The organism is Stenotrophomonas sp. FSL W7-1447, from assembly GCF_037966425.1.
Lineage (GTDB): Bacteria > Pseudomonadota > Gammaproteobacteria > Xanthomonadales > Xanthomonadaceae > Stenotrophomonas > Stenotrophomonas pavanii.
In genome coordinates, this window is record NZ_CP150199.1 from 3,534,471 (window position 1) to 3,560,472 (window position 26,002).

The window sequence follows — 26,002 nt, forward strand, 5'->3', positions numbered from 1 at the left end:
CTGACCCCGGCAAATCAGCGGTCGCGCGGCAGTTTCTTTTCTTCGCGCAGCACGCCGAATGCGGCAGCGGTCATGCACGCGGCCACCACCACGCCACCGATGAACACGACGTGCGATCCGAACAGGGACAGGCCCTTGTGCAGCCACGCGAAGCTCAGGTCCGCGCCGCGGTAGACCACCGTGTCAATCGCCGCACCGGCCTTGTAGCGCCACTGCCGGTCCACGCGCGTGTAGATGGTCTCGCGCGCCGGCTTGGCCAGCGCGAACTCGCTGGCGCGGGTCATCACCTGCACCACCGCGACCATCAGCGGCATCGGCGAGGCCGCCAGCACCGAGAAGCCGATCAGGATCGCGAACCCGGGAACCAGCAGCGCCGGCGCGATGCCATGGCGCGACAGCAGCCAGCGGGTCAGGCCCAGCTGCATCAGCAGCGCCAGCGCGTTCACCGCCAGGTCGATGCGCGAGAAGAACGCGGTACTGGCCGCCGGGTCGGTGAAGGCCGCACGCACGATGCTGGCCTGCTGGTTGTACAGCAGCGTGCCGACGCCCACGCCGAACACCACCATCACCGCCAGCCAGCGCAGCAGCGGCTCGCGCACGATCAGTTTCAGGCCATCCAGTACGCTGCCACCCATCGGCTGCTCGCCGGACACCAGTTGCTGCTCGCGTTCGCGCAGCACCGCCCAGTGCCGCAGCCGCCAGATGCTCAACAGACAGATGGCGAGGAAACCGGCCGAGACCAGCATCAGGTTGGCGATGCCCACGCGTTGCACCAGCGCACTGGTGATGATCGGGCCGAGGAAGGCCCCGAGGGTGCCTGCCGCGCCGATGTAGCCGTAGAAGGCGCGTGCCTGCGCGTTGGAGAACACGTCGGCCATGAAGCTCCAGAACACCGCAACCGCAAACAGGTTGAAGACCGTGATCCAGAAGAAGAACGCCATGCCGCGGCCCGGCACGCCGCTGTCGAACATGACATAGAAGCCCAGCAGGGTAACGATGAAGAAGCCATACACCGCGGGCAGGAACACGCGCCGCGGGAAGCGGCTGACCAGCCAGCCGTACACCGGCTGCAGCACCAGCATGATCACGAACACGCAGGAGAACAGGAACTGCAGGACGAAATCCTTCAATGCGATGCCATGGCTCTCGAACCAGGCAATCAGCACGGGCGGAAACACCGTTTCCAGGTCGGCGGAAGCGGCCATCGCCTCGCGCACCGGGCGCAGTACGTAGTAGCCGCTGAGCAGGCAGAAGAAGTACAAGAACGACCACCACAGCGCCGGCGACTCGCGCAGCGCCATCGTCAGTCCGCGCAGTGCCCCCTTGTCCGGTGCCGCGCTCACACAGCGGCCCTCGCCCGCAGACGGCGGTTGGACAGCGGCATGGCAGGCTCCGGGGGGCAGTGAAGCGCGTACGTTAGCCAATGCACCGCAACAGCGCCAGCGTGCCCCGTCCTGCCGCCTGCGACGGCGCAGGACGCAGCCCGGCGGCGACACGTTCCGACACACTTTCGGGGCGTCAAAATTCCAACTTTTTCAACGAGATGCGCATTCATCTTCGCTTTGTTTGTGCACAGAGGAAAAGCGGCGCTAGAATCGCCATCAGCAGTCGCGCACGGGTCCAACCGATGAAAAAGAACAGCCTGCGTCGTCCGATCCGTTCGGCGGCCACCGGTTTGCTGGGCATGTTGATGCCCGTTGCCTTGTCCACCACCGCGCAGACCCCGCCGGCGTTGCCACCGATGCCGGCCAACATTGAATCGGCCGCCACCAGCGCCGTGCCGCACACCCAGCCAGCGGCCTACCGCACCGGGCTGGTGCCGCATGTGCAGGCGCCGGCCCCCGGCTTCAACGTCGCCAACATTGAGTCGATGGCGCAGCAGCTCACCTATGGCGAGCGCGTGCCGGGCATGGCGGTGGCGATCGTGCAGGGCGGCCGCATCCTCAGCGCGCGCGGCTATGGCGTTACCGACGTCAACAATCCGCAGCCGGTCGATGCGCACACCGTGTTCCGCCTGGCCTCGCTGTCGAAGGCGTTCGCCGGCACCATGGCCGGCCTGCTGGTCAACGACGGTACGCTGCGCTGGGACAGCAAGGTCACCGACTACGTGCCGGGCTTCCGCCTGAGCTCGCCGGAAGCAACCGATCGGCTGACCGTGGCCGATGTGCTCAGCCACCGCGTCGGCCTGCCCTACAACGCCTATGACCGCGATATCGAAGGCAACGCCGAGTACTACGCGCTGACCCAGAAGCTGGCCAACACCAGCCTCAAGTGCCTGCCGGGCGACTGCTACGCCTACCAGAACGTGGCCTTCAGCCTGATCGGCGACGTCGTCTATGCCGCGTCCGGCAGCTTTTACGAGCAGTCGGTGGAGCGCCGCATCTTCAAGCCGCTGGGCATGAACGATGCCAGCCTGGGCCTGGCCGGCATCCAGGCCAGCTCGCGCTGGGCGCGTCCGCACGTGCGCAGCCGCAATGGCTGGGTCTCGCTGACGCCGAAGCCGACCTATTACCGCGTGGCGCCGGCGGCCGGCGTCAATGCCAGCGCCAGTGACATGGCGCAGTGGCTGCTGGCCCATACCGGCCATCGCCCCGACGTGCTGCCGGCCCCGCTGCTGGCCACGCTGCATTCGAGCCTGATCAACACCCCGGGCGAAATGCGTTCGGGGTGGCGTCGCGAGCGCCTGCACTCGGCGGGCTACGCCCTGGGATGGCGCACGTTCGACTACGCCGGCCACGACGTGGTATTCCATGCCGGCGCCGTGCAGGGCTATCGCGGCCTGGTCGCGCTGGTGCCGGAACGCGACCTTGGCATCGCCATCCTCTGGAATGGCGAAAGCGGCCTGCCCAGCGGCCTGCTGCCGACCGTGCTCGACTCCGCGCTGGGCCTGCCGGCGCAGCGCTGGCTGGATGTGGACACCGACTTTGGCAGCGACAACCTGATGGCCGAGGGTGCGAGCCCGGCGCAGCAGGACAAGCGCAAGGGCAAGGGCGCATCCGGCAATCGCGCGGTTGCCTCGCCGCGCTGATCGGGCGGGCTCGACCGTGAGCCTGAAGGGCGGCCTGCGGGCCGCCCTTTTTGTTGTTGTGTTGAGCCGAGCCACGCTTGGCCGAGCGGCATCGTGGCGAAAAACAGCCGAGCATGGGTTCGGCGCTACAGCTCCGCAGCGCTAGTGCGCAAAGTAGTGCATGCCACCGTCCACCGGGATCACCGCACCGGTGATGTAGCCAGCCAGCGGCGAGGCCAGGAACGCCACCAGCGGCGCCACTTCCTCCGGCTCTCCGAAGCGTCCGATGGGGATGTTGCGCGCAATGAACTCGCGCCGGCTGGCTTCGGTGGGATGCAGGCGATCGAGGATCTGCGCGCTGTTGATACGCCCCGGCGCGATCGCATTCACCGTGATGCCCTGCCCGGCCAGCTCCGATGCCAGCCCCTTGCTCCACAGATGCAGTGCCGCCTTCGCCGCGGTAGCGGCATTGACCGCGCGTGGCTCCATCGAACCGCTGAAGTTGATCACCCGCCCCCATCGGCGCGCCTGCATGTCCGGCAACAGTGCCTGGGTCAGCCGTCGCGCAGCGGAGAAGTTCAGGGCGATCGCCTCGTCCCATACCTCGTCAGCGGCGTCCACCGTGGTCGGACGCGAGCCTCCCGCCGCATTGACCAGGATGTCGATGCGCTGCAACGCGGCCCGCGATGCCTGTGCGACATGCAGGACATCATCGGCAACGGTGAGATCGCCGGCCACGACGACCGGTGCTGCGCCGCCGTCGGCTTCGATCCGTGCGGCCAATGCCAGCAGCGGTTCCTGGCGCCGCGACGTGAAGGCGACGTGCACGCCCTGCGCCGCCAGCTGCCTGGCGACGGCGGCACCGATGCCGCTGGCCGCGCCCGTCACCAGTGCGGTACGGCCTGCAAGATTCAAGTCCATGGGGGTCTCCTGTCAGTGCGGCCGGTGCATCCGGCCGGTGCAGGACAGGCTGTACGATCACCCCTGATTGATAAACTCCGCGCAGGTTTCAGCATTCAACACCCGGGGTGTCAGATGAACCTGCTGGAAAGCATGCAGGTCTACGTGCTGATCGTGGACAAGGGCAGCCTCAGTGCGGCCGCGGCGGCGATGGAGATCTCCGCAACGATGGCGGGCAAGCACCTGCGTGCGCTGGAAGCCCGGCTGGGGATGCAGCTGTTGAGCCGTACCACCCGGCGCCAGCACATGACACCGTTCGGCGAGGACTACTACACGCGCTGCAGGGAGATCCTGCGCCTGGTGGAGGAGACCGACGCGCAGGCGCAGCACCAGCAGCTCTCACCGGCGGGCACGCTGCGCATCAGTGCACCGGTGATCTTCGGTACACACGCGCTGGTACCGGCGCTGGCCGAGTATATGGCGCGTCATCCGGATGTCCGCGTCGAAGCCACGCTGACCGATCGTGTGGTCGACCTGGCCGAAGAGGGCTTCGAGGCGGCGCTGCGCATTGGAACGCTGGCCGACAGCAGCGTGCTGGTTGCGCGTGCGCTGGCGCCCTATCGCCTGATGATGTGCGCCTCGCCCGCGTACCTGGCCCGGCATGGCACGCCACACAGCGTGCAGGCGCTTGCCCGGCACCAGTGCCTGTCGTTCGAACCGAGCGCGCTGGCACAGTGGCTGCAGGGCGATGCTGGCGGGCTCGACCGCGTTCCCGACGGGCGGCTGCAGATCAACAATGGCGAAGCGCTGCGTTCGGCGGCGCTGCATGGCCTGGGCATCGTACTGCAATCGACGCTGCTGCTGGGCGCCGATGTCGACGCCGGACGCCTGGTGCAGCTGTTCCCCGAACACGGCCAGGCCGGTCGGCCGATGCACGTGGTCTACGCCCACGACCGTTACCGTTCGACCCGCCTGCGCAGCTTCCTGGATTTCCTGGTGGAGCGCTTTCCACCGACGCCGCACCGATAACGTCGACCATCTGATAAGCCGTCGGGCATGGCTTGACGCTACAGGCGGCCCCATAAAAAAACCCCCTCCCCGCTGGGCAGCCAGGGAAGGGGTTTCAGGATGTGGCTATCGGGAAGTACTTAGATCAGCGGCGCCGGGGTTGCCGGCAGAGCGACCGGAGCGGCCTTCTTCTTGCGGGCGGCCGGCTTGCGCTTGGCAACCTTCTTCGCCGCCTTCTTCGGGGCAGCCTTCTTGGTGGCCTTCTTCGCGGTCTTCTTCACTGCCTTCTTGGCGGTCTTCTTGACGGCCTTCTTGGCAGTGGCCTTCTTCGCGACCTTCTTGGCAGGCTTGCGGGCCGTTGCCTTCTTGGCGGTCTTCTTGGTGGCCTTCTTGGCTACCTTCTTCGCGGCCTTCTTGGCAGTGGACTTCTTGGCGACCTTCTTTGCCGCCTTCTTCACTGCCTTCTTCGCAGTGGCCTTCTTGGCGACCTTCTTCGCCGCCTTCTTCACTGCCTTCTTGGCGGTCGCCTTCTTCGCGACCTTCTTCACTGCCTTCTTGGCAGCGGCCTTCTTCGCGACCTTCTTCACCGCCTTCTTGGCGGCGGGCTTTTTCTTCGCAGCTTTCTTGGTTGCCATGGGATGGCTCCTCGTCAGTGATAGGGAGTTGAAACGCCCAGGTGGATCAAACCCGCGGATGCTGCGTGCGGGGACCGCCGGCGCGTCAGGCGCGCCGTTACGGATGCGGCAATGCCCGCCTCGATCGGCGGAGCGGGCACTGGAACGGAAGGTGCCTTGCATTTCTCCGGGGGAAGCGGGGCCGTGTCCACCGTCATCAGGGTCGCGGTGGTCTTGAGGGGGCTGCTTCGCATCGGACGATTGATTCTGCGCACTCGGTTGGGCAGGCAAGGTCTGCTGAGGCGAAACCTAATCACGGTTTTTTTTACTGTCAACAACCCCCGCGAAAAATTTTCACATCCGCGCCATCCCGGACACCGCCTGCGCCGCCGGCACGCACGGCCTGCAATGGCGGTTGACGCGCTGACCACGTGCGCCGCAGCGACCAACGCCAATGCACACGTTGAACAAAAACCACTTGAAATAAGCACTCCGCGCAATCATGCGCAGTGCCGCCGCGCGCGTGCGCGTGCTTCGCCGATGGTTGCTGGCACCGCCGCCACCGCCAGCACAACGGGGCCGCAACGGGGGGCGAAAAGTTTTCACATCCGACTGCGTCGGAGCGGGGCGGAAACGTGGATTTGCGCAAAACTGCGCACGCCTGTCGGCACCGTTCGTCTGTCTGCTGATGCCGCGCCGAGGGCGCGCAGCGAACCGGCCGGCATGAGTCCGATGCGGTCGTCAAAACAAAAACGGCCACCCGAAGGTGGCCGTTCCAGAACCCGGAGGCGACGACTCAGTGGTCGTCGTTCTCCAGGGCTTCGGCGTACGCGTCCGGATCGAGCAGGTCGTTGATCTCTTCGGCGTTGGTCAGTTCGACCACGAACATCCAGCCTTCGCCGTAGGCATCTTCGTTGATGGTTTCCGGCTTGTCGGACAGCGCCGCGTTGACCTCGACGACCTTGCCGCTGACCGGGCTGTAGACGTCCGAGGCGGCCTTCACCGACTCGACGACGGCGATCTGCTCGCCGGCCTTGGCGTCGGCGCCGACTTCCGGCAGTTCGACGTAGACCAGGTCACCCAGCAGGCCCTGGGCGTGGTCGGAAATACCGACGGTGACGCGGCCATTGCCTTCGACACGGGCCCACTCATGGGACTTGAGGAACTTGAGGTCGCCGGGGATCTCGCTCATGGGACTGCTCCAGAGATATGCAGGGGGTGGAAAAAACGGGGCTAGTGTAACCAACCGGCCGCCACTGCTGTCAGTGACGACCGGCATGTCCGGATCAGGCGTCGGCGAGCACGCCGGGCTGGGCCTGGCCTTCGCGCACGAACGGGAACTTGACCACGCGCACCGGCACCTGCCGACCGCGGATATCGACGGTGACCTCGCCGAGCTCACCGGCCGGCACACGGGCGAAGGCGATGCCCTTGGCCAGGGTCGGCGAGAAGGTGCCGGACAGGATCTCGCCCTGGCCACTGGCCGTGGTCACCGCCTGGCCGTGGCGCAGCACGCCCTTCTCGTCCATCACCAGACCGATCATCTGGCGCGCGGTGCCGGCGGCCTTCTGCGCCTCCAGCACGTCGCGGCCGATGAAGTCGCGGCCTTCGTCCAGCGACACGGTCCAGGCCAGCGCCGCTTCATACGGGCTGATCTCTTCATCCATGTCCTGGCCGTACAGGTTCATGCCGGCTTCCAGGCGAAGGGTGTCGCGCGCGCCGAGGCCAGCCGGCTTCACCCCTGCCGCCAGCAGGCGGTTCCAGAACGCGACCACGGCATCCTGCGGCAACAGGATCTCGAAACCATCTTCACCGGTGTAGCCGGTGCGCGCGACGAACAGCTCGACGCCATCATCGGACTGCGCCTGCAGGGCGGCGAAACGCCCCAGCTTGGTCAACGCGGCACGGTCGGCTTCGCGGGCCAGGCCGATCACGATGTCGCGCGCCTTCGGGCCCTGCACGGCGAGGATCGCCAGGTCCGGACGCTGCTCGACCGAAACGCCGAACGGCGCGGCCTGCTCGCGCAGCCACGCCAGATCCTTCTCGCGGGTGGATGCGTTGACCACCATGCGGAAGAAATCTTCGTCCAGGTAATAGACGATCAGATCGTCGATGACACCGCCGCGCGGATTCAGCATGCACGAGTACAGCGCCTTGCCGGTCACCTTCAGCTTGTCGATCGAGTTGGCCAGCAGGCGACGCAGGAACGGCTTGACCTGGTCACCGCGCAGGTCGACCACGGTCATGTGGCTGACGTCGAACACGCCGGCGTCGCGACGCACCAGATGATGCTCGTCCAGCTGCGAGCCGTAGTGGATGGGCATGTCCCAACCCCCGAAATCGACCATCTTGGCGCCGAGGGCGCGGTGGGTATCGTTGAGCAGCGTCTTCTGGGTCATGACCGGGTCCGGCAGCAGAGGAAACAAGAATCCCATTATCCCAGATCGGTCGCCCGCAGGCGTGCCGCAGCGCAGCGCCGGAGCGGAAGCGCCGAGCCCACGCCCGGCGCCCGCACGAAGCGGCCCGGCTCTACAAGGAGCGGCCCGCAGCCTCGACCTGCAGCGTGCTGCCCTGCACCGCCACCACCCGCACCCAGGTACCCGCCGGCAGCTCCGGGCCGCTCACCGGCCAGGACGCATCGTCGATGCTGACCCGTCCCTGGCCATCGACGATGCCCTGCTGCAGTACCACCTCCCGGCCGACCAGCTGCTCGGCGCGGCGGTTGAGCAACGGCGCATCGCTGGGCCGTGCCCGCGGCCGTCCCCAGCGCCGGTAGCACTGGATCGACACCACGCTCAGCAGGACGAAGGCGATCACCTGCCACAACAGCGGAATGTCGCTGAATACCGCAACCAGCACGAACACGGCGGCCGCGCCAATGCCGATCCACAGCATGAACGCACCCGGCGCCAGCGCTTCGGCCGCGAACAGCAGCAGCGCCAACGCGCCCCAACCGACGACTTCCCAGCGCATGTCAGCCTCCGAGCGGCGGCGGCCGCTTGCCCGCGGCCTTGTTGTCCTGGCTGGCCAGCGCCTGCTTTGCCAGTTCGGCCACGCCTGCGATCGATCCGATTACCCCGCTGGCCTCCATCGGCATCAGCACCAGCTTCTGGTTCGGCGAACTGGCCAGTTCCTTGAACGCTTCCACGTACTTCTGCGCGACAAAGTAGTTGATCGCCTGCACGTCACCCTCGGCGATCGCCGCCGACACCACCTTGGTGGCCATCGCTTCGGCCTCGGCCAGGCGTTCGCGCGCCTCGGCATCGCGGAACGCGGCTTCGCGACGGCCCTCGGCCTCCAGGACGGTGGCCTGCTTTTCGCCATCGGCGCGCAGGATCTCCGACTGGCGTGAACCCTCTGCCTCGAGGATCTGCGCGCGCTTTTCGCGCTCGGCCTTCATCTGCCGCGCCATCGCGTCCAGCAGATCGCGCGGCGGCTGGATGTCGCGGATCTCGATGCGGTTGACCTTCACGCCCCAGGGATTGGTGGCATGGTCGACCACGCTCAGCAGCTGGGCATTGATGACCTCGCGCTGGCTGAGCGATTCATCCAGGTCCATCGAACCGATCACGGTACGGATGTTGGTCTGCACCAAGGCGATCATCGCCACTTCCAGGTTGGCCACCTCGTAGGCGGCCTTGGCCGCATCCAGGACCTGGAAGAACACCACGCCGTCCACGCGCACGGCGGCGTTGTCCTTGGTGATCACTTCCTGGCTGGGCACATCCAGCACCTGCTCCATCATGTTCACCTTGCGTCCCACGCCGTACACGATCGGGATCAGGAAGTGCAGGCCGGGGCTCATGGTGTGCGTGTACCGCCCGAAGCGCTCGACGGTCCATTCGTAGCCCTGCGGTACCATCCGTACCGCCTTGAACAGGATGACCACGGCCACGAAAGCCAGTACCGCGGTAAAAAACATGGTCGGGAACATCTCGCTTTCCTTATCTGTGACGTCCAGGCCCCAGCATAGCGCGTGAAGGCCCCATTCACAGGGGAACTACCAGGGCACGCGCCCGCGCAGGATGTCGGCGAACATCATCCAGTCGCCCATGAACGAGTACAGCGGGTGCTGGAATGTCGCCGGGCGGTTCTTCTCGAAAAAGAAGTGACCGACCCAGGCGAAGCCGTAACCGCAGAACAGGGCGGCCAGCACGAGGATGGCTTGCCCGCGCAGGATTGCCGCCGCAACCAGCAGCAGCACCCCGCAGCTGCCGATGAAGTGCAGGCGGCGCGACACCGGGTGGCGATGCTCGCTGAGGTAGAACGGATAGAACTCGCGGAAGCTGGCGAAGCGGGACATGCGCGTGCTCCGGGAACCAGGGTCGTCGCCATCATGCACCATCGCCGACCTTGTGGCGCCGAGCCATGCCCGGCTTGCGCGCGCCAGCGCGGTCGGCAGGAAGCGCCGCCACGCATGGCCCGGCGCTACCCTGATGAGGTGCGCGGCCCGAACATGATCACCGCCATGCCGGCCAGGCACAGCGCAGCGCCCAGCAGGTCCCAGCGGCTGGGGCGGATGCCGTCGACCAGCCACAACCAGAACAGCGCGGTGCCGATGTACACGCCACCGTAGGCCGCATAGACCCGCCCACTGGCGGTCGGGTGCAGGGTCAACAGCCACGCGAACAGGGCCAGGCTGGCCGTGGCCGGCAACAACAACCAGACGCTGCCGCCCTTGCGCAGCCATACCCAGGGCAGGTAGCAGCCGACGATCTCGGCCAGCGCGGTCAGCAGGAACAGGCCCAGCGTCTTCACGCCTTCTCCGCCGCCTTGGCCTGCTGCCACAGCGCTTCCTGCGCATCCAGGTCCAGCGCGGGCAATGCGCTGCCCTGTGCTTCGGCCTGCGCCTCCATCGCACGGAAACGGCGCTCGAACTTGTGGTTGGCGCCGCGCAGGGCGGCGCCCAGGTCGACATCGGCATGGCGTGCCAGGTTCGCGCAGACGAACAGCAGGTCGCCGAGCTCTTCCTGCAGCCGCGCCTTGTTGCCCGCGATATCGCCGCGCTCGAACTCCTCGCGCAGCTCCTGCAGCTCCTCGGCCGCCTTGTCCAGCACCGGCAGCGGACCTGGCCAGTCGAAACCGACCTTGGCCGCGCGCGACTGCAGCTTCACCGCACGTTGCCACTCCGGCAGGCCGCGCGAGATGCCGGCCAGTGCGGAGGTGTCCTGCTCGCCCTTGGCGGCACGCTCGGCGCGCTTGATCGCCTCCCAGTTGCGCATCACCCCATCGGCATCGTCGACGCTGACATCGGCGAACACGTGCGGGTGGCGGCGCTGCATCTTGTCGCTGATCGCGCGGGCGACGTCGGCGAAGCCGAACGCGCCCTGCTCCTCGGCCATGCGCGCATGGAACACCACCTGCAGCAGCAGGTCGCCGAGCTCGTCGCAGAGATCGTCGAGGTCGCCGCGGTCGATCGCATCGGCCACCTCGTAGGCTTCCTCGATGGTGTACGGGGCGATGGTCGAGAAGTCCTGCTCCAGGTCCCATGGGCAACCTCCCTGCGGGTCGCGCAGGCGCGCCATGATGACCAGCAGGCGTTGCAGTTGATGGCTTGCCTCGCTGCCGGCGGCAGGGGTGTCGTGCGCGCTCATGCGGCCTCCAGGAATCAGTCGGACAACCAGTCCCGCCACGGCAGGCTGGTATCACCAAGGGCGATGAAATCGCCGTTCAACAGGGTTTCGCGGCGGTTGTAGCGGAACGGCTTGCCGGTCGCCGCCGACAGCACCGCACCACCAGCGGCGTGCAGCACGCACTGGCCGGCCGCGGTATCCCACTCAGAGGTCGGGCCGAGCCGCGGGTAGACATCCAGGCCGCCTTCGGCGATCCGGCAGAACTTCAGCGACGAGCCCTGCGCGATGGTCTCGATGCGGCCCATGCGCGCCAGCAGCGCCTCGGTTTCCGGCGAACGGTGCGAGCGGCTGGCGGCAACGCGCAGCGGGGCGGTGGCCGGCGTGCGGGTACGCAGCACGGTGTCGTGCAGGCCCTGCCGCCGGTAGGCCAGCTCGCCACGCATGGCATGCCAGACGATGCCGGTAACCGGCGCCAGCACCACGCCGAAGGCCGGCGCGCCCTGGTAGATCAGCGCGATGTTGACGCTGAACTCGCCATTGCGCTTGACGAATTCACGGGTGCCGTCAAGCGGGTCCACCAGCCAGTACGCGCCCCAGTGGCGCCGTTGTTCCCACCCCACCTGTGCCGATTCCTCGGACAGGATCGGCAGGTCCGGGGTCAGCTGGCGCAGGCCCAGTTCGATGACCTGGTTGGCGGCCAGGTCGGCAGCGGTGACCGGGCTATCGTCGTCCTTGATCTGCACCTCGAAGCCATCGGCGTACACCTGCATGATGGCCTGTCCGGCTTCCTGGGCGATGGCGATGGCGGTCTCGCGCAGGTCCGTGGTCAGCTTGATCATCGCGTTCCCTGCAGCCACTGTCGGGCGATGAACAGCGCCGCCAGCGAGCGTCCCTCGGAGAAGTCCTCGCGCAGCATCAGCCGGTCCAGATCGGCCAGCTTCCACGGCACCACTTCCAGTTCTTCCGGCTCGTCGCCGGCCAGCTTTTCCGGGTACAGGTCGCGCGCCACCACCAGCCACGACTGGTGGCTCATGTAGGTCGGGGCCAGGGTCATCGCGCGCAGCACGTCGACCCGGCGCGCACCATAACCGGCCTCTTCCTTCAGTTCGCGGTCGGCGGCCTGCTCGGGGGTCTCGCCGGCGTCGATCCGGCCCTTGACCAGCCCCAGCTCGTAGCGGTGCATGCCAGCGGCGTATTCACGTACCAGCAGCACGGTTTCGTCGTCGAGCATCGGCACCACCACCACCGCACCATGCCCGCGGCTGACCAGCCGCTCGAAGCGGCGGCGTTCGCCGTTGGAGAACTCCAGGTCCAGATGCTGGCGCTGGAAGGGGCCGTTCTCCTCATCGGTGATCCGATGGATGATCGGCAAGCGACGGCCGGCACGGTCATCGTTCATGCGGGATCTCCGCGGCGACCGGCGGCTGTGCCGGGGCCGATAGAATGTGCAGGCAGCAACATGTTCATGAGCCCGAAATGCTAGCAGACCCAACCCCTTCCCCGCTGGCCAGCCATTGGCGGCAGCGCGACCTGCAGGTGCTGTGGCACCCGTGCACGCAGATGCGTGAGCATCCCGATACCCTGCCCCTGGTGCCGATCGCCCGTGGCGAAGGGGCCTGGCTGATCGACCACGATGGCAATCGCTACCTGGACGCGGTCAGCAGCTGGTGGACCAACCTGTTCGGCCACGCCGAGCCGCGCATCGGGGGCGCCATCGCCGCCCAGGCCGGGCAACTGGAACAGGTGATGCTGGCAGGCTTCGGCCACGAGCCGGCCATTACCCTGGCCGAACGCCTGCTGGCACTCGCGCCACGCCAGGCCGGCCGTGCACCGCTGGCCAAGGTGTTCTACGCCGACAACGGTTCGGCCGGCGTGGAAGTGGCGCTGAAGATGGCCTTCCAGTACTTCCAGAATCGCGGAGAGTCCCGGCGCACCCGCTTCATCGCGCTCGAGAACGGCTACCACGGCGAAACCCTGGGCGCGTTGGCGCTGGGTGACATTCCGCTGTATCGCCGGGTCTATGCGCCGCTGCTGGCCGAAGGCCTGTTCGCCCCCTCGCCCGATGCCTACCTGGCCGAACCGGGCCAGAGCGCGGCCGATCGTGCGCGGCAGGCGGCCGATGGCCTGGCCACGCTGTTCGACCAGCACCCGGGAGAAGTCTGCGCGGTGGTGCTGGAGCCACGGCTGCAGTGTGCCGGTGGCATGCGCATGCATGATCCGGTCTACCTGCAGCGCGTGCGCGAACTGTGCGACGCGCACGGCGCGTTCATGATCGCCGACGAGATCGCCACCGGCTTCGGCCGCACCGGCACCCTGTTCGCCTGTGAGCAGGCCGGGGTGATGCCGGACCTGATGTGCCTGTCCAAGGGCCTGACCGGCGGCTTCCTGCCGCTGGCCGCAGTGCTGGCCACCCAGGCGCTGTACGACGCCTTCCTTGACGACACGCGCGAGCGTGCGTTCCTGCATTCGCACAGCTACACCGGCAACCCGTTGGCCTGCGCAGCCGCACTGGCGACGCTGGACATCTTCCGCGACGACGATGTGATCGCCCGCAACCGCGGCATCGCTTCGGTGATGGGCACCCTGGCGGCTCCTTTCAGCGACCATCCGCACGTGGCCGACGTGCGCCAGGCGGGGATGGTGGTCGCCTTCGAACTGTCGCGTGACGGCAACCGGCGCACGCCGTTCGACCCGGCCCTGCGGCTGGGCCTGCACGCGTACAAGGCCGCGCTGAAACGTGGCGTGGTGCTGCGCCCGCTGGGCGACGTGCTGTACTGGATGCCACCCTATTGCGTGGACGACGAACAACTGGAGCTGCTGGCGCATGCGACGCTGGCAGCCATCGACGAGGCGATTGCATGCGCGTGACCCGCTGCCCCATCGACCTGGCGCTGCACAGCGGCCAGACCGTGACCCTGCCGGAAGAGACGGCCAACCACCTGGTGCGGGTGATGCGCCTGCGCGAGGGAGATACCTGCGTACTGTTCAATGGCGACGGCCATGACTACAGCGCGACGCTGACCGTGGCCGGCAAGCGCGAGGTCCAGGCCCGTATCGACGCGGTGCAGGCCGTCGACAACGAATCGCCGCTGGCCATCACCCTGCTGCAGGGCATCGCCCGCGGCGAGAAGATGGACCTGATCCTGCAGAAGGCCACCGAACTGGGCGTGGCGGCGATCATTCCGGTCAACGCCGAGCGGACCGAGGTGAAGCTGGATGCGGCACGGGCCGAGAAGCGCGTGGCGCACTGGAACAACGTGGTGACGTCGGCCTGTGGCCAGTCCGGGCGTGCACGCATCCCGCAGGTGGGTTCGCCGCTGTCGCTGGCCCAGGCCGCCGCTGCGCTGCCGGCCGATACGCTGCGCCTGACCCTGGACCCACTGGGCGCGCATCGGCTGTCGACGCTGCAGGCTGCGCCGGCAGGCGGCATCGTGATCGCGATCGGCCCGGAGGGCGGCTGGTCACCCCGTGATCGCGATCAACTGGCTGCGGCCGGCTTCCAGGGGCTGCAGCTGGGCCCGCGGATCCTGCGCACGGAAACGGCCGGGCTGGCCGCGATTGCCGCATTGCAGGCGCGGTTGGGCGACCTGGGGTAAGGCAGATTCGTGGTGGTGCCGACCGCTGGCCGGCATCCATGGGAACATGACGTTGCCGGCCAGCGGCCGGCACTACCAGCTACCCGACCGGCGGATTACCGATCAGGCCGCCAGCGAATGTCGACGCAGGAAGCCGCTCCCGCTGGCGGCATCGTGATTGCAAGCGGCAGGGTTCCAGGGGCTGCACCTGGGGCCGCGGATCCTGCGCACGGAAACAGCCGGACTGGCCGCGATCGCGGCGTTGCAGGCGCGGTTGGGCGATCTGGGCTAAGGCTTCGTGGTAGTGCCGGCCGCTGGTACATCCACGGGATCATGGGGTTGTAGGCCAGCGGCCGGCACTACCGGGAACCCGAGGGGCGGATTGCCGATCAGGCCGCCAGCGAATGTCGACGCTGGAAGCCGCTCCCGCTGGCGGCATCGTGATTGCAAGCGGCCGGCTTCCAGGGGCTGCAGCTAGGCCCGCGGATCCTGCGCACGGAAACGGCCGGGCTGGCCGCGATTGCCGCATTGCAGGCGCGGTTGGGCGACCTGGGGTAAGGCAGATTCGTGGTGGTGCCGACCGCTGGCTTCAAGATCCATGGGAACATGACGTTGTACCAGCCAGGCGGCACTACCGGGAACCCGACCGGCGGGTTCCCGATCAGGCCGCCAGCGAATCCAGCGCCGCTTCCAGAGCATCCAGGTTCGGCAGCAGGGCGCTCTGCTCACCCAGCAGCACGCGCATGTGCACGGTCTGCGGCAGGGTTTCCTCGGAGGCGTCGGCCAGCAGGCCATCGCGTGGCACCGAGATCAGCTGCGGGAAGTTCTGCGTCAGCAGCGCATAGTACGGGCGCTGCGCGTTGCCGCTGAGGGACTTCAGCACCACCACCTTGTTGTGGCCGGCCACCACCTCTTCGCCCAGCCCCGAAAGCCGCGCGAACGACACCAGCGGCACCTGCCAGCCATGCCAGCCGATCTCGCCGACCAGCCAGCGCGGCGCCTCGGAAACCGGCTGCACCGGCACCCGCGACATCATTTCGGCCACGGTGGCATTGGGCAGCAGCACGCGCTCGTTGCCGGCCTGGATCAGGACGCCGCGGATTTCGTCATTGCTGGCGTAGCTCATGGTGCCTCTCCGTTCTCATGCTGTTCGCCCCAGCGCGCGGCAATCGCCTGCGCCAGTTCCTGCGGCTCGCCGGCCACCATGCCGGCAGCGACCACTGCGGTGGCCGCAGCCGGGTCATAGCAGCCCTCGCCCACCTGCCCGGCCACCCATGCACCGGCGGCCGCCAGATCCAGTGCCGGACCGACGTGGGCCAGGTCGGCACCACTGAGCAGCACCAGCGCGGTGTGACCTGCCGGCAGCGAAGCGAGCGAAATGCCCTGCGCATCGCTCTGGAAATGCAGGCCATCACCGGCCGCGCGTACGCCGATGTCATCGGCCAGCACGTGCACCTCGCCCGGTACGGCGCGCTGGCCAGCCTCGGCCAGCTGCACCGGCAGAGGCGAAACGCGCGACATCTGCTTGACCAGGTTGCCGTAGCGGCCACCGTCCAGGCGCATGTGCACCAGTACCGGGACGCTCAGCGATGCAGGCAGCGCGCCGAGCAGGCGACGCAGTGCATCCGGCCCGCCAATGCCGGCCAACACCAGCAGCGAGGCGGCCCGCGCACCGACCGGTGCCGCGGCGTCCAGGTCGACCAGGCTCAAATGATCGGTATCAAAGGCCGGCTGCGTCGCGGCCACGGGCGCCGCCACGGCGGCGGGTGCCGGGGACTCGCTGGATTCGTCGACCAGCGACCAGGCCGTGTGATCGAACGAAACCGGTGGTGCCGCGGGCGCCGCCGGCTCGGCCAGCGGCGGCGGATCCAGCGGGGCCGGCACGACCGGCTGCAGCGCCGCCAGGGCCTGTTCGAGCGCGATCGGCTCGTGCAGCTGCGTCGGCGGCGAATACAGGCCGTCGGCCGGGACGTCATCGGCCCAGCTCAGCGCCTGTTCGAGGTGCGGCTGCAGGGCTTCTTCCTGTGGCGCCGGCGCGGGCGCCGGATGGCCGGGCTCCAGCTGCAGGCCCGGTTCGTCCTCGGCACCCGGCGGCAACACCTGCTGGTGGCCGTGCAGCTTGGCGGCCAGATGCCGGCCCCAACGCTGGGCTTCCCAGCCATCGCGGCGTGCGGCCAGCTCGGCTTCATCGAACACCAGGGTCAGCCCGGGGGCGGAGAGGACGGCTTCCAGGCGTTCCAGCGCGTCCTCGATCGCCGCTTCCAGCGCGATCACCACGAACTGCGGGTCCGCAGCCTGCAGGACCTGTGGCTCCAGGCCGTTCGGATCATCTTCCAGGACCAGCTGCACATCCGCATGCGACAGCGCTTCGCGCAGGCGCTCACGCGCCGCGCCGGGGCGCGCCAGCAGGGCAACGGCCGGGGCCGGATGGGCTTCACTCACGGACACGGGCGATCCCCAGCAGGTCGTACACGTTACGCATCAGGTCCAGTTCCTGGTACGGCTTGCCCAGGTAACGCTGGACACCGATCTCGAAGGCGCGCTGGCGGTGCTTGTCGCCGCTGCGCGAGGTGATCATCACGATCGGCACATCCTTGTAGCGCGGGTCGGCACGCATCGCGGTGGCCAGCTCGTAGCCGTCCATGCGCGGCATCTCGATATCCAGCAGCATCAGGTCCGGCACGCGCTCTTCCAGCCGCTCCAGTGCTTCCACGCCATCGCGGGCGACGCTGACTTCGAAGTTGTGCCGTTCGAGGATGCGACCGGTCACCTTGCGCATGGTCAGCGAATCATCGACCACCATCACCAGCGGCACCTGGCGTTCGTCACGCGGCGCATTGGCCAGCACCGGTGCGGTCGGATTGGCCAGGAAGCGGCGCACCAGCGGCGCGACGTCCAGGATCACCACCACGCGGCCATCGCCGGTGATGGTGGCACCGTAGATGCCCGGTACCGAGGCGATCTGCAGGCCGACCGGCTTGACCACGATTTCGCGGTTGCCCAGCACCTGGTCGATCGCTACGGCCGCGCGCAGGTCACCGGCACGGACCAGCAACAGCGGCACCTGGTCCTGCCCATCCGCCCGCGCCGGGGCCTGCCCGACCAGGCTGCCCAGGTCATACAGCGGATAGTCTTCGCCGCTGTAGCGGTAGCTGCTGTCGGCGGCCTCGAAACGCTCGCGTGACAGGCGACCGATGCCACTGACCGAGGCCACCGGCACGGCAAAGGTGGTGTCGCCGATCTGCACGAACACCGCTTGGGTGACAGCCAGGGTCTGCGGCAGGCGCAGGGTGAAACGCACGCCCTGGCCGCGCACCGACTGGATGTCGACCGAGCCGCCGAGCTGGCGCACTTCATTGCGCACCACGTCCATGCCCACGCCGCGGCCGGCCAGCTGGCTGACCTGGTCGGCGGTGGAGAAGCCGGAGGCGAAGATCAGGTTGTCCAGGTCCTGCTCGCTGGGCTGCGCATCGGCTGCCAGCAGCCCGCGATCGATGGCGCGCCGGCGGATCGCTTCGCGATCCAGGCCCGCGCCGTCATCGGCCACTTCCAGCACGATTTCCGAGCCTTCGCGATGCAGGCGGATGGCGACCTCGCCCTCTTCCGGCTTGCCGGCGGCGCGACGCTGCTCGGGCGCTTCCAGGCCGTGGGCCACGGAGTTGCGCAGCATGTGCTCCAGCGGCGCGACCATGCGATCCAGCACGTTGCGGTCCAGTTCGCCGTGGGTGCCTTCCAGGGTCAGGTGCACCTGCTTGCCGGTGTCCATGCCGGACTGGCGGACCACGCGACGCAGGCGCGGCACCAGGCCGTCGAACGGCACCATGCGCGCGCGCATCAGGCCATCCTGCAGTTCGGAACTGACACGCGACTGCTGTTGCAGCAGCGAGTCGTACTGGCGCGACAGATCGTCGAGCACGCCCTGCAGGCCCCCGAGGTCGGCCGCCGATTCGTTCAGCGCCCGGCTCAGCTGCTGCAGGGTGGAGAAGCGGTCCAGTTCCAGCGGATCGAACTTCTGGTCGGCCTGGTCCTGCTCACGCTGGTAGCGGGCGACGATCTGCGCTTCGGTTTCCAGATCCAGGCGGCGAAGCTGGTCGCGCAGACGCGCGTTGGTGCGCTCCAGTTCGCCCATGGCACCACGGAAGGCACCCAGCTGCTGTTCCAGCCGCGAACGGTAGATCGCCACTTCACCGGCATGGTTGACCAGGCGGTCGAGCAGATCCGCGCGCACGCGCACCTGTTCCTGCTGCGGGCGTGCCAGCGGATCTTCATCGACCCCGCCTTCGGCCGGCAGCGGCGCCGACAATGGCGCATCGAGCAGGGCCGGTGCCGGGACCGCGTCCGGCGCCTGCGCCGTTTCGGCAACAGTGGCTTCGTTCGCGGCTGCCGCTGCGGCTGCGGACGCCGCCGCAGCGGCGGCGATGTCGGTGGTGGTGCGCACTTCGAACGCGTCCACCAGGTCCTGCGCCGGTTCCACCACGCGGTGGTCGCCGGTGCGGGTCAGCAGCTGGTGCAGGCGATCGAACCCGCGCTCCAGCAACTGCACATCGCGGCGTTCGATGTCGGTGCGACCGGCAGCAACGGCTTCCAGCAACGATTCGATGCTGTGGCCCAGATCGCCGATGGCGTTGATGCCGGCCATGCGTGCACCACCCTTCAGGGTGTGCAGGTCACGCTGCAGGCCGGCCAGCACCTCGCGGTCCTGCGGCGCATCGCGCAGTTCGCTGATCAGGCCGTCGCAATGGTCGAGCAGGTCCTTGCCTTCCTCGACGAAGATGTCGACCAGTTCGCGATCATAGACGCTGAAGTCAAGTGCATCGGCACTCTCTTCCGCCACCGTCGCGGCAGCAGCCTCGGCTGCCTCGGGTTCAGATGCAACGCCTTCGGCCGCATCGGCTTCCACGTCATCCAACGCGGTGACCGCCCCTGCGTTGCCGATGTCGGCGTGGCCTTCGGCCTGGCCCGGCGCGTCTTCCATTTCGAAGAAGCGCACCGGTTCGGCGGTGCCCGGCGCTGCGTCCGCGGCCGCCTGCTGGTTCACCGTCGCCGGGGACGGCTGATCGGCGCTCTCTCCTTCACCGATCGCCGCCTCCCCGCCGACGTCCGCATCCTCGGCAAAGGCTTCCGCCTCGCCCGGCGCGAGTTCGCTGGCCTGCAGGCCGAGCACGGGCCATTGCCCGTCGTCGGCCAGGGGCTGCTCTTCGTCGATCACGTGCAGGCCGGCCTCGAGCGCGGCTTCCAGCGAGACCGGTTCTGCAAACCCCGGCGCAGCCATTTCATCCTGCAGGCTCGACAGCTCGCTGTCGAGTGGCAGTGCAACAGGCGTCTCGAACTCCACCGCGTCGGCGAGGTCTGCACGCTCCGGCGCTGCCCCATTCAGGTCAGGGGCGACGGATTCGACAGTCGTCGGATCTTCTTCCGCATCGCGGTCGTCGACCGGCAGCGCACTGGCGTCCAGGTAGGGCGACAGATCGTCGACGACGGTCAGCCCCGCCTCGTCGGACAACGGCGACACGCGCTCGGCCTCCGCCTCGACCTTATCCGCCTCGGCTTCCTGTGCCACCTCCGCGACCTGGATCGATTCACCCTCCGGCAGGCCCAGCTCGCCCTCGCCCGGCGCGGACGGCCATTCCGCATCGAAATAGCGCGACAGGTCGTCGCTGGCAGTCAACTCGCCCACCTCCAGCCCGGCCTCGACCGCCGCGTCGGCAACTGCGGTAGCCCCAGCATCGGTAGGCGCGTCGCGCTCCGGTGCCGGTTCGGCAGGCGACAGCGACAGGGCATCGGTTTCGACGTCGGCGGGCGCCGATGCGTCCGCCTCCGATTCCGCCGCCGGTCCGTCCTCCAGCGCCAGCTCGTCGTCGTCGGCTTCCAGGCCGACCATCGGCCAGCGCGCTTCCGGTAGCTCGCCGGCCAGCGCCTGCAGGCGCTGCGCCAACACCTGCTGCGGCGCGATGCGCGGCTGTTCGGCCTGCAGCGCTTCCATGGTGGCGGTGATCGCCTGCGCGGTCGCATCCAGGGCGGCCACGGCGTCTTCGCCCGGCACCACCTCGGCCGCCAGGGCGCGCTTGATGTAGGACTCGGCCCCGCCGGTCACGGCGGTAATCTCGGGCACTTCGGTCATCGCGAAGGCGCCGTTCATGGTGTGCACCGCGCGCAGCAGTGCATCGCTGACCGGCAGCGGCGCCTGCTGCGCCGAACGCAGCCAGTCCTGCAACGTGGCCTGGTGGACTTCCACCTCGGCCTCGAGAATCTCGCGCAGCACGCTGTCGATGTTGGCCGGCGTGCCGATGGCCTCGGCCTCGGCGGTTTCGCCCGCTTCCGGACCTGCAGCCTCGGCCTCGAGAATGCGGCTGATCTCGTCTTCGGCGTCGGCATTGCTCTCCGCCGCCACCGATGCGGCAGCGCCCGGCAGCGGTACGTAGTAGGTTTCCTCGCCTGCACCGACGCGATCGGCGATGGCCTGCATGGCCTGCAGGTCGACGCTGATGCGCTGGCCGTGGCGCAGCGCCGCGTTCAGCTGTGGCAGCGCCGCATGGGCGTTGTCGACCATGGCCAGCACCGCCGGCGACGCGACGCGGCTGCCATCCAGCACGCGGTTGAGCATGCCTTCGATCTTCCAGGCGAACTCGCCCAGGGTACGCGCGCCGACCAGGCGGCCGCTGCCCTTGAGGGTGTGGAAGATGCGGCGGATCGGACGCAGCCGGTCCATGTTGTCCGGCTGCATGCGCCACGCCGGCAGCAACGTGCCGAGGTTGGCCAATTCATCGTCGAACTCTTCCAGGAACACCTCGCGGATGTCCTCGTCGATGTTCTCGGCATCGTCGTCAAAGCCGGCGTCGAAGCCCGCATTTGCGTCGGCGTCGGCGTCGGCCGCATTCGCAACCGCCGTTTCCGGGGTTGCAGCCGCGGCCATCGCCTGCGGATTGAAATCGGCAGCCGCCGCACTCAGCTCGGCGAAGAACTGGGCATCGGCTTCGCTGAAATCGATCGGCGCGATGGTGTCGATATCGATCACCGACACGGCCGGAGCGGACGCTTCTGAAGTCGCAGCCGCCTCTTCGGGCGTCGGCAGCGCAATGGATGGTGCCGGCGGCTCATCCGCGGCCGCATCCATCCCGGGCTCCGTCGCCGGCACGGCATCGGCCTGCGGCGGCATCACCGCATCGGCAAACTCCAGCGAAGCCGGCAACCCGGCGTCGTCATCCAGCGACAGCGTCTCCATCGCATGCAGCGACAGGACATCGTCAGCGTTGTCCAGTGCATCGGCGTCGAAGCGGAACACCACGTCATCGGCCACCGCAACTGCATCCTGTTCCGCGGCGACCGGATCGAACACCGGTGCAGCATCGAACTCGGCTACGGAGGCCAGCACTGCGTCGGTCGACTCGTCGCTGGCAGGCGCATCGACATCCTCAAGCACCTGTGGCGCCTCGGACAGCGACCACTGCGGTGCACCGGCGTGATCGCTGTCGGCCAGTTCGAAGCTGACGGGATCGAAACTGGCGAACGTCGGCGCGCGTTCGTCGGCGATCGCGAGCGCTTCGGCTTCGGGGTAGAACGGCGCCAGCTCCCACTGCGGGACATCCGGCGCAGGTGCGCTGGACGCGGCAAAGACCAGTGCTGCCTCGGCATCTTCCTGCGTTGGCAGCGGCGAGGCACCAGCATCCAACGGGCTGGCGGCCACGACGCCTGCGGTGCGCAGCGCGCCGAACATCAGGCTGTTGTCGGGCACCCTCGGTGCCGGCGTGGCCGGCGGCGGATCGAAGGTGAAGTCCGGCAGCGGTACCGGCACGTCGCCGGCCGCGGGCGCAGCAGGCTGCACCGGCACCTCGATGCGCTCGGGCCGCAGCGGCTCGGCCTGCAACGCAACCGGCTCGCGTTCAACCGGCAGCAGTGCCGGCGCTTCCGGTGCGGCGGCGTTGCGTTCGGGCAGCGGCCAGTAGCGCAGTGCCTCGAGGCTGCTGCGAGTGATTTCGAGAATATCCTCGCGGCCCGGGCGGCGGTCGCGCAGGGCTTCCAGGTAGTACTCCAGGCTGGCCATGGCATCGGCCAGGGTGTCCAGCTGGCGGCCGCTGGGTACGCGCTGGCGGCCGATCAGCTCGGCCTCGATGTACTGCTGCACGCCGCGCAGGTAGTCGGCGGCAGTACCCAGGTCAAGCATGCGCAGCGCGCCGGACACATCGCCCAGCAGGCGTGGGACATCCTGCAGCTCGGCATGGTTCCAGCTGGTTTCGATGAAGGCGACGAAATGCTCGCGCGCGGCGGCGAAGTTGGCGATGGCTTCATGCGCCAGCACCTCCACCGTGCGCCGGTTCTCGACCGCGCTCGGGTCGTCCTCGCCACTGCCGCCGGCGCCCAGATGGGCGACCTGATCGTCCAGCGACGCATCGACGTACAGCAGCGCACCGGCGATATCCAGCAGCAGGTTCTCGTCGATCTGCTGGCGGCCTTCGACCACGCCACGCAGCGCGTCGCGCTGCTGCACGACCACGCCGCGGGCCACGCCCAGGCCCATCATGCCCAGCGTGTCGGCCACGGCGCCGAGCTCGTTGGCCTGGGTCTGCAGCTGTTCCGGCGCACCGCCGGTGCGCAGGTGCAGGTCCAGCGCATCCTTGATGCGCAGCAGTTCTTCCTTCACCGCGCTGCCGACCGTGTCGAGCAGTTCGCGGTTGCGCCCGCTCAGGCTGCCCCGGGCATGGTCCAGCTCGGCCTCGGTGGCGGTGACGCTGTCCGGCGCAAAGGCCAGCAGCACGCTGTCATTGACGCCTTCTTCGCCGCGCGACGCACGGATCTCGTTGAGCAGCGGCATCAGCACGATCGGAATGTCGCGATGGCCGTTCTGCAGGCGCTCCAGATAGTCAGGCAGCAGCACGCTGCCACGCATCAGGGTCGCGCAGGCTTCGTCCCGGTCGGCCACCTGGCCGGCGCCGATGGCATTGGCCAGCTGCTCCAGCTCTTCGGCCACCATCGCCGGGGCATACAGCTCGACCATGCGCAGGGTGCCCTGCACCTGGTGCAGGTAGCCGGCGCAGATGCGCATGCGGCTGGCATCGCTCGGGTCTTCCGCGTAGTACTCGACCTCGTTGCGCACCTGGCGCAGGGTCTCGTCCAGCTCGGGCTTGACCCAGCCCAGTGCTGCGTGGCTCATCGCATCGCGCAGACTGCTCATGGACGCGCTCCGTTCGCCGCCGCGCGGTGGCCGCGCGGATTCTGGCGTGGGGAATGGAAATGCTTCATCGACTGGTTCCTTGCTCGCCGCCCTGCCCGCGTCACGCCGGCAGCTTGAAGTCGGCGACCGAACGGCGCAGGTCCGCCGCCAGCTGCGCGAGGTGGCCGATCGACTCTGCGGTCTGCCCGGCACCCTGCGAGGTCTGGCCGGTGATCTGCCGGATCACGCCCATGGTGCGGGTGATGTCCGAGGCCGCGGCCGACTGCTGCTGGGCGGCGATGGAGATGTTCTTGATGAGGGTATTGAGGGCGTTGGACACGCGCTCGATCTCGGTCAGCGCGGTACCGGCGTCCTCGGCCAGGCGCGCACCGGATACCACTTCGGCCGTGGTCTGCTCCATCGAGGTGACCGCTTCATTGGTATCGGCCTGAATGGCCTGGACCAGGTTTTCGATGCGTCGGGTCGCACCCGAGGTACGTTCTGCCAGGCGCTGCACTTCGTCGGCCACGACCGCGAAGCCCCGGCCGGCTTCACCCGCCGACGCAGCCTGCACCGCCGCGTTCAGCGCCAGGATGTTGGTCTGCTCGGAAATGTCATTGATCAGTTCCACGATCGAACCGATTTCCTGCGACGACTCGCCCAGGCGCTTGATGCGCTTGGAGGTTTCCTGGATCTGGTCGCGGATCTGGTCCATGCCCTGGATGGTCTCGCGCACCACGCCGGCACCTTCGGCGGCGATCACCACCGAGCGCTGTGCCACGTCGGCCGACTCGGCCGAGTTGCGCGACACCTGCTCGATGCTCGCTGCGATTTCACCGATGCGGTCCGAGGCGGAGGTGATCTGGTTGGCCTGGTGGCCCGCCGCCTCTGCCAGCTGCATCGCGGTGGCCTGTGTTTCCTGGGTGGACATCGCGACCTTGGCCGAGGTGTCGTTGATGGTGGTCACCAGGTGGCGCAGTTCGTCCACCGCATAGTTGATCGCGTCGGCGATCGCGCCGGTCATGTCCTCGGTCACCGACGCCTTCACCGTCAGGTCACCCTCACCGAGCGAGGAGATTTCGTCCAGCAGCCGCATGATCGCCTGCTGGTTGCGGCTGTTGAATTCCACCTGGGTCTGGTAGCGCAGTTCCTGTTCGCGCGAGCGGCTGCGCACGTTGGTGGAGACGAAGCCGATGATCGCGATCAGCGACAGCGCGCCGGACACCACGCCGATCCAGAAGTTCGGGAACAGGCGGGTGTCGGAGACCGAGCCGAACGAGGAGAACGCATCGAACAGCTTGCGGCTGTCGTCCAGCATGTGGGCCGAGCCCTGGCCCAGCGCGGTGGCGGCGGACTGCGCCGCGAACAGCTGGCGCGAGCTGGCCAGGATCGCGTCGGCGTCCTGCTTCATCGCTTCCCACTTCTGCTGCGACTGCTCCAGTGCGGCCACGGCGGCGCCGCCGCGCACGGCGGTGATGCCCAGTTCCTCGTTGCCGTTGCGCAGGCCGTCGAGCACCTGCGAGAACACGGTGATGTCACGCGCCAGCGCATCACCGGAGGTCGCCGCAGCGCTGCCACCGGCACGCATTTCGGTCACGCGGCGCGCCATCGAACCGGCCACCACCACCTGCTGCAGTGCGCTGTACACCTGCGACGAGGGGGCGCCGGAGGCGGACATCGCGCGCACCAGCTCGTTGAGCTGGGCCTGCAGGCCCGGTACCGCGCCGGTGAAGTTGTTGGCATTGCCGGCCAGCGCCAGCACCGCCGGCTCGCTGGCCACCAGCTGCCCGGCCTGCTTGCCCAGCGGCGCCCAGGTTTCGCCCAGGGTGGCGATGGCGCCGGACACGCCCGGCTCCTTGCCATAGCGGCCCTGCAGCGTCGACACGTTCTGTTCGATCGCGTTGCGGGTGGCCTTGAAGGCGGTGAAGGCCTGGGCATTGCCGCCGACCGCGTCACGTCCCTGGTTGGCCAGCTGCTGCGACAGCACCTGCAGGTCGGCGGCCTTGGAACCGGCGTCGGCGAGGCGACTGCCCTGCCAGGTGGCGACGCCGGTATTGACGCCGAACAGGATCATCGATGCCAGCAGCAGGAACAGCCAGAGGTTGCTGCCGCCCAGCCGCAGCTTGCCGGTCTTGGTGGCGTCCGAAGCAGTACTCATCGTTCAACCTCGATCTTCA

20 protein-coding genes and 2 pseudogenes are annotated in these 26,002 nt (G+C 68.2%); 6 read left to right on the forward strand and 16 right to left on the reverse strand.

Translation table 11 applies throughout. The features are described from left to right. Window positions 1–14: 14 nt before the first annotated feature. On the reverse strand, window positions 15–1,301 hold the full coding sequence (locus NSQ78_RS16535) for an MFS transporter (protein WP_188238397.1): 1,287 nt from the start codon (window positions 1,299–1,301) through the stop codon (window positions 15–17). Between the two features lie 326 nt (window positions 1,302–1,627). On the opposite strand from NSQ78_RS16535, the gene NSQ78_RS16540 reads away from it, so the two are divergent. Further along, the gene (locus NSQ78_RS16540) at window positions 1,628–3,028 is read left to right on the forward strand and encodes a serine hydrolase domain-containing protein (protein ID WP_049469759.1); all 1,401 of its coding nucleotides are present in this window, start codon (window positions 1,628–1,630) and stop codon (window positions 3,026–3,028) included. A gap of 141 nt (window positions 3,029–3,169) precedes the next feature. On the opposite strand, the gene NSQ78_RS16545 is transcribed toward NSQ78_RS16540, so the two are convergent. Further along, window positions 3,170–3,928: an SDR family oxidoreductase gene (locus NSQ78_RS16545; RefSeq protein ID WP_064239030.1), complete on the reverse strand. Its 759-nt coding sequence runs from the start codon at window positions 3,926–3,928 to the stop codon at window positions 3,170–3,172. Window positions 3,929–4,042: 114 nt separating this feature from the next. Between NSQ78_RS16545 and NSQ78_RS16550 the strand changes: the two genes are divergently transcribed. Further along, the gene (locus NSQ78_RS16550) at window positions 4,043–4,936 is read left to right on the forward strand and encodes a LysR family transcriptional regulator (RefSeq protein ID WP_064239031.1); all 894 of its coding nucleotides are present in this window, start codon (window positions 4,043–4,045) and stop codon (window positions 4,934–4,936) included. 119 nt (window positions 4,937–5,055) lie between these two features. Here the strand turns inward: NSQ78_RS16550 and NSQ78_RS16555 are convergent, their stop codons facing one another. The 10 genes from NSQ78_RS16555 to nudE form a co-directional block, all read right to left on the reverse strand. Further along, window positions 5,056–5,550: a hypothetical protein gene (locus NSQ78_RS16555; protein ID WP_049469766.1), complete on the reverse strand. Its 495-nt coding sequence runs from the start codon at window positions 5,548–5,550 to the stop codon at window positions 5,056–5,058. Window positions 5,551–6,325: 775 nt separating this feature from the next. Further along, window positions 6,326–6,721, reverse strand: a complete 396-nt coding sequence (gene gcvH, locus NSQ78_RS16560; RefSeq protein ID WP_049469771.1) for a glycine cleavage system protein GcvH — start codon at window positions 6,719–6,721, stop codon at window positions 6,326–6,328. Window positions 6,722–6,815: 94 nt separating this feature from the next. Continuing rightward, window positions 6,816–7,928: a glycine cleavage system aminomethyltransferase GcvT gene (gene gcvT / locus NSQ78_RS16565; RefSeq protein ID WP_057494970.1), complete on the reverse strand. Its 1,113-nt coding sequence runs from the start codon at window positions 7,926–7,928 to the stop codon at window positions 6,816–6,818. Window positions 7,929–8,058: 130 nt separating this feature from the next. Beyond that, window positions 8,059–8,502, reverse strand: coding sequence for an NfeD family protein (locus NSQ78_RS16570; RefSeq protein WP_064239032.1), 444 nt, complete (start codon window positions 8,500–8,502; stop codon window positions 8,059–8,061). 1 nt (window position 8,503) lies between these two features. Further along, window positions 8,504–9,463: an SPFH domain-containing protein gene (locus NSQ78_RS16575; RefSeq protein ID WP_049469781.1), complete on the reverse strand. Its 960-nt coding sequence runs from the start codon at window positions 9,461–9,463 to the stop codon at window positions 8,504–8,506. Between the two features lie 66 nt (window positions 9,464–9,529). After that, complete coding sequence (locus NSQ78_RS16580) at window positions 9,530–9,832, reverse strand: DUF962 domain-containing protein (protein ID WP_064239033.1); 303 nt, start codon at window positions 9,830–9,832, stop codon at window positions 9,530–9,532. Between the two features lie 125 nt (window positions 9,833–9,957). Beyond that, window positions 9,958–10,287, reverse strand: coding sequence for a YnfA family protein (locus tag NSQ78_RS16585; protein WP_064239679.1), 330 nt, complete (start codon window positions 10,285–10,287; stop codon window positions 9,958–9,960). After that, window positions 10,284–11,123, reverse strand: coding sequence for a nucleoside triphosphate pyrophosphohydrolase (gene mazG, locus NSQ78_RS16590; RefSeq protein ID WP_064239034.1), 840 nt, complete (start codon window positions 11,121–11,123; stop codon window positions 10,284–10,286). Before mazG ends, NSQ78_RS16585 begins: the two co-directional genes overlap by 4 nt. A gap of 14 nt (window positions 11,124–11,137) precedes the next feature. Beyond that, window positions 11,138–11,941 carry a 3'(2'),5'-bisphosphate nucleotidase CysQ gene (gene cysQ, locus NSQ78_RS16595; protein ID WP_049469789.1) on the reverse strand — a complete coding sequence of 268 codons (804 nt, stop codon included), beginning with the start codon at window positions 11,939–11,941 and terminating at the stop codon, window positions 11,138–11,140. Beyond that, window positions 11,938–12,501 carry an ADP compounds hydrolase NudE gene (gene nudE, locus NSQ78_RS16600; RefSeq protein WP_064239035.1) on the reverse strand — a complete coding sequence of 188 codons (564 nt, stop codon included), beginning with the start codon at window positions 12,499–12,501 and terminating at the stop codon, window positions 11,938–11,940. Before nudE ends, cysQ begins: the two co-directional genes overlap by 4 nt. Before the next feature lie 77 nt (window positions 12,502–12,578). On the opposite strand from nudE, the gene bioA reads away from it, so the two are divergent. The 4 genes and pseudogenes from bioA to NSQ78_RS16620 form a co-directional block, all read left to right on the forward strand. Next, on the forward strand, window positions 12,579–13,970 hold the full coding sequence (gene bioA, locus NSQ78_RS16605) for an adenosylmethionine--8-amino-7-oxononanoate transaminase (protein WP_057494967.1): 1,392 nt from the start codon (window positions 12,579–12,581) through the stop codon (window positions 13,968–13,970). Then, window positions 13,961–14,698, forward strand: a complete 738-nt coding sequence (locus tag NSQ78_RS16610) for a 16S rRNA (uracil(1498)-N(3))-methyltransferase (RefSeq protein ID WP_064239036.1) — start codon at window positions 13,961–13,963, stop codon at window positions 14,696–14,698. The genes bioA and NSQ78_RS16610 overlap by 10 nt, the downstream gene beginning before the upstream one ends. 166 nt (window positions 14,699–14,864) lie before the next feature. Continuing rightward, window positions 14,865–14,969: pseudogene (locus NSQ78_RS16615) on the forward strand (16S rRNA (uracil(1498)-N(3))-methyltransferase); the annotation flags it as partial. Between the two features lie 161 nt (window positions 14,970–15,130). Further along, window positions 15,131–15,235 (forward strand): annotated as a pseudogene (locus NSQ78_RS16620) (16S rRNA (uracil(1498)-N(3))-methyltransferase); the annotation flags it as partial. A gap of 103 nt (window positions 15,236–15,338) precedes the next feature. Here the strand turns inward: NSQ78_RS16620 and NSQ78_RS16625 are convergent. The 4 genes from NSQ78_RS16625 to NSQ78_RS16640 all read right to left on the reverse strand — a co-directional run bounded on the left by NSQ78_RS16625 (window position 15,339) and on the right by NSQ78_RS16640 (window position 25,983). Continuing rightward, the gene (locus tag NSQ78_RS16625) at window positions 15,339–15,803 is read right to left on the reverse strand and encodes a chemotaxis protein CheW (protein WP_064239037.1); all 465 of its coding nucleotides are present in this window, start codon (window positions 15,801–15,803) and stop codon (window positions 15,339–15,341) included. Next, the gene (locus tag NSQ78_RS16630; protein WP_064239038.1) at window positions 15,800–17,125 is read right to left on the reverse strand and encodes a chemotaxis protein CheB; all 1,326 of its coding nucleotides are present in this window, start codon (window positions 17,123–17,125) and stop codon (window positions 15,800–15,802) included. Before NSQ78_RS16630 ends, NSQ78_RS16625 begins: the two co-directional genes overlap by 4 nt. Beyond that, window positions 17,112–23,846, reverse strand: a complete 6,735-nt coding sequence (locus NSQ78_RS16635) for an Hpt domain-containing protein (protein ID WP_064239039.1) — start codon at window positions 23,844–23,846, stop codon at window positions 17,112–17,114. The genes NSQ78_RS16630 and NSQ78_RS16635 overlap by 14 nt, the downstream gene beginning before the upstream one ends. A 100-nt stretch (window positions 23,847–23,946) precedes the next feature. Further along, a complete protein-coding gene (locus tag NSQ78_RS16640; RefSeq protein WP_049468083.1) occupies window positions 23,947–25,983 on the reverse strand; it encodes a methyl-accepting chemotaxis protein in 2,037 nt (678 codons plus the stop codon). Between the last annotated feature and the right edge of the window lie 19 nt (window positions 25,984–26,002).

Excerpts from the sequence above, each read along its gene's own strand:
- nudE (WP_064239035.1), bottom strand. The coding sequence starts at position 12,501 with ATGAACGATGACCGTGCCGGCCGTCGCTTGCCGATCATCCATCGGATC.
- NSQ78_RS16570 (WP_064239032.1), bottom strand. The coding sequence starts at position 8,502 with ATGCGCTGGGAAGTCGTCGGTTGGGGCGCGTTGGCGCTGCTGCTGTTC.
- NSQ78_RS16625 (WP_064239037.1), bottom strand. The coding sequence starts at position 15,803 with ATGAGCTACGCCAGCAATGACGAAATCCGCGGCGTCCTGATCCAGGCC.
- NSQ78_RS16575 (WP_049469781.1), bottom strand. The coding sequence starts at position 9,463 with ATGTTCCCGACCATGTTTTTTACCGCGGTACTGGCTTTCGTGGCCGTG.
- NSQ78_RS16640 (WP_049468083.1), bottom strand. The coding sequence starts at position 25,983 with ATGAGTACTGCTTCGGACGCCACCAAGACCGGCAAGCTGCGGCTGGGC.
- mazG (WP_064239034.1), bottom strand. The coding sequence starts at position 11,123 with ATGAGCGCGCACGACACCCCTGCCGCCGGCAGCGAGGCAAGCCATCAA.
- NSQ78_RS16550 (WP_064239031.1), top strand. The coding sequence starts at position 4,043 with ATGAACCTGCTGGAAAGCATGCAGGTCTACGTGCTGATCGTGGACAAG.
- NSQ78_RS16635 (WP_064239039.1), bottom strand. The coding sequence starts at position 23,846 with ATGAGCAGTCTGCGCGATGCGATGAGCCACGCAGCACTGGGCTGGGTC.
- NSQ78_RS16610 (WP_064239036.1), top strand. The coding sequence starts at position 13,961 with ATGCGCGTGACCCGCTGCCCCATCGACCTGGCGCTGCACAGCGGCCAG.
- NSQ78_RS16545 (WP_064239030.1), bottom strand. The coding sequence starts at position 3,928 with ATGGACTTGAATCTTGCAGGCCGTACCGCACTGGTGACGGGCGCGGCC.
- gcvT (WP_057494970.1), bottom strand. The coding sequence starts at position 7,928 with ATGACCCAGAAGACGCTGCTCAACGATACCCACCGCGCCCTCGGCGCC.
- cysQ (WP_049469789.1), bottom strand. The coding sequence starts at position 11,941 with ATGATCAAGCTGACCACGGACCTGCGCGAGACCGCCATCGCCATCGCC.
- NSQ78_RS16555 (WP_049469766.1), bottom strand. The coding sequence starts at position 5,550 with ATGGCAACCAAGAAAGCTGCGAAGAAAAAGCCCGCCGCCAAGAAGGCG.
- bioA (WP_057494967.1), top strand. The coding sequence starts at position 12,579 with ATGCTAGCAGACCCAACCCCTTCCCCGCTGGCCAGCCATTGGCGGCAG.
- NSQ78_RS16540 (WP_049469759.1), top strand. The coding sequence starts at position 1,628 with ATGAAAAAGAACAGCCTGCGTCGTCCGATCCGTTCGGCGGCCACCGGT.
- NSQ78_RS16535 (WP_188238397.1), bottom strand. The coding sequence starts at position 1,301 with ATGGCGCTGCGCGAGTCGCCGGCGCTGTGGTGGTCGTTCTTGTACTTC.
- NSQ78_RS16580 (WP_064239033.1), bottom strand. The coding sequence starts at position 9,832 with ATGTCCCGCTTCGCCAGCTTCCGCGAGTTCTATCCGTTCTACCTCAGC.
- gcvH (WP_049469771.1), bottom strand. The coding sequence starts at position 6,721 with ATGAGCGAGATCCCCGGCGACCTCAAGTTCCTCAAGTCCCATGAGTGG.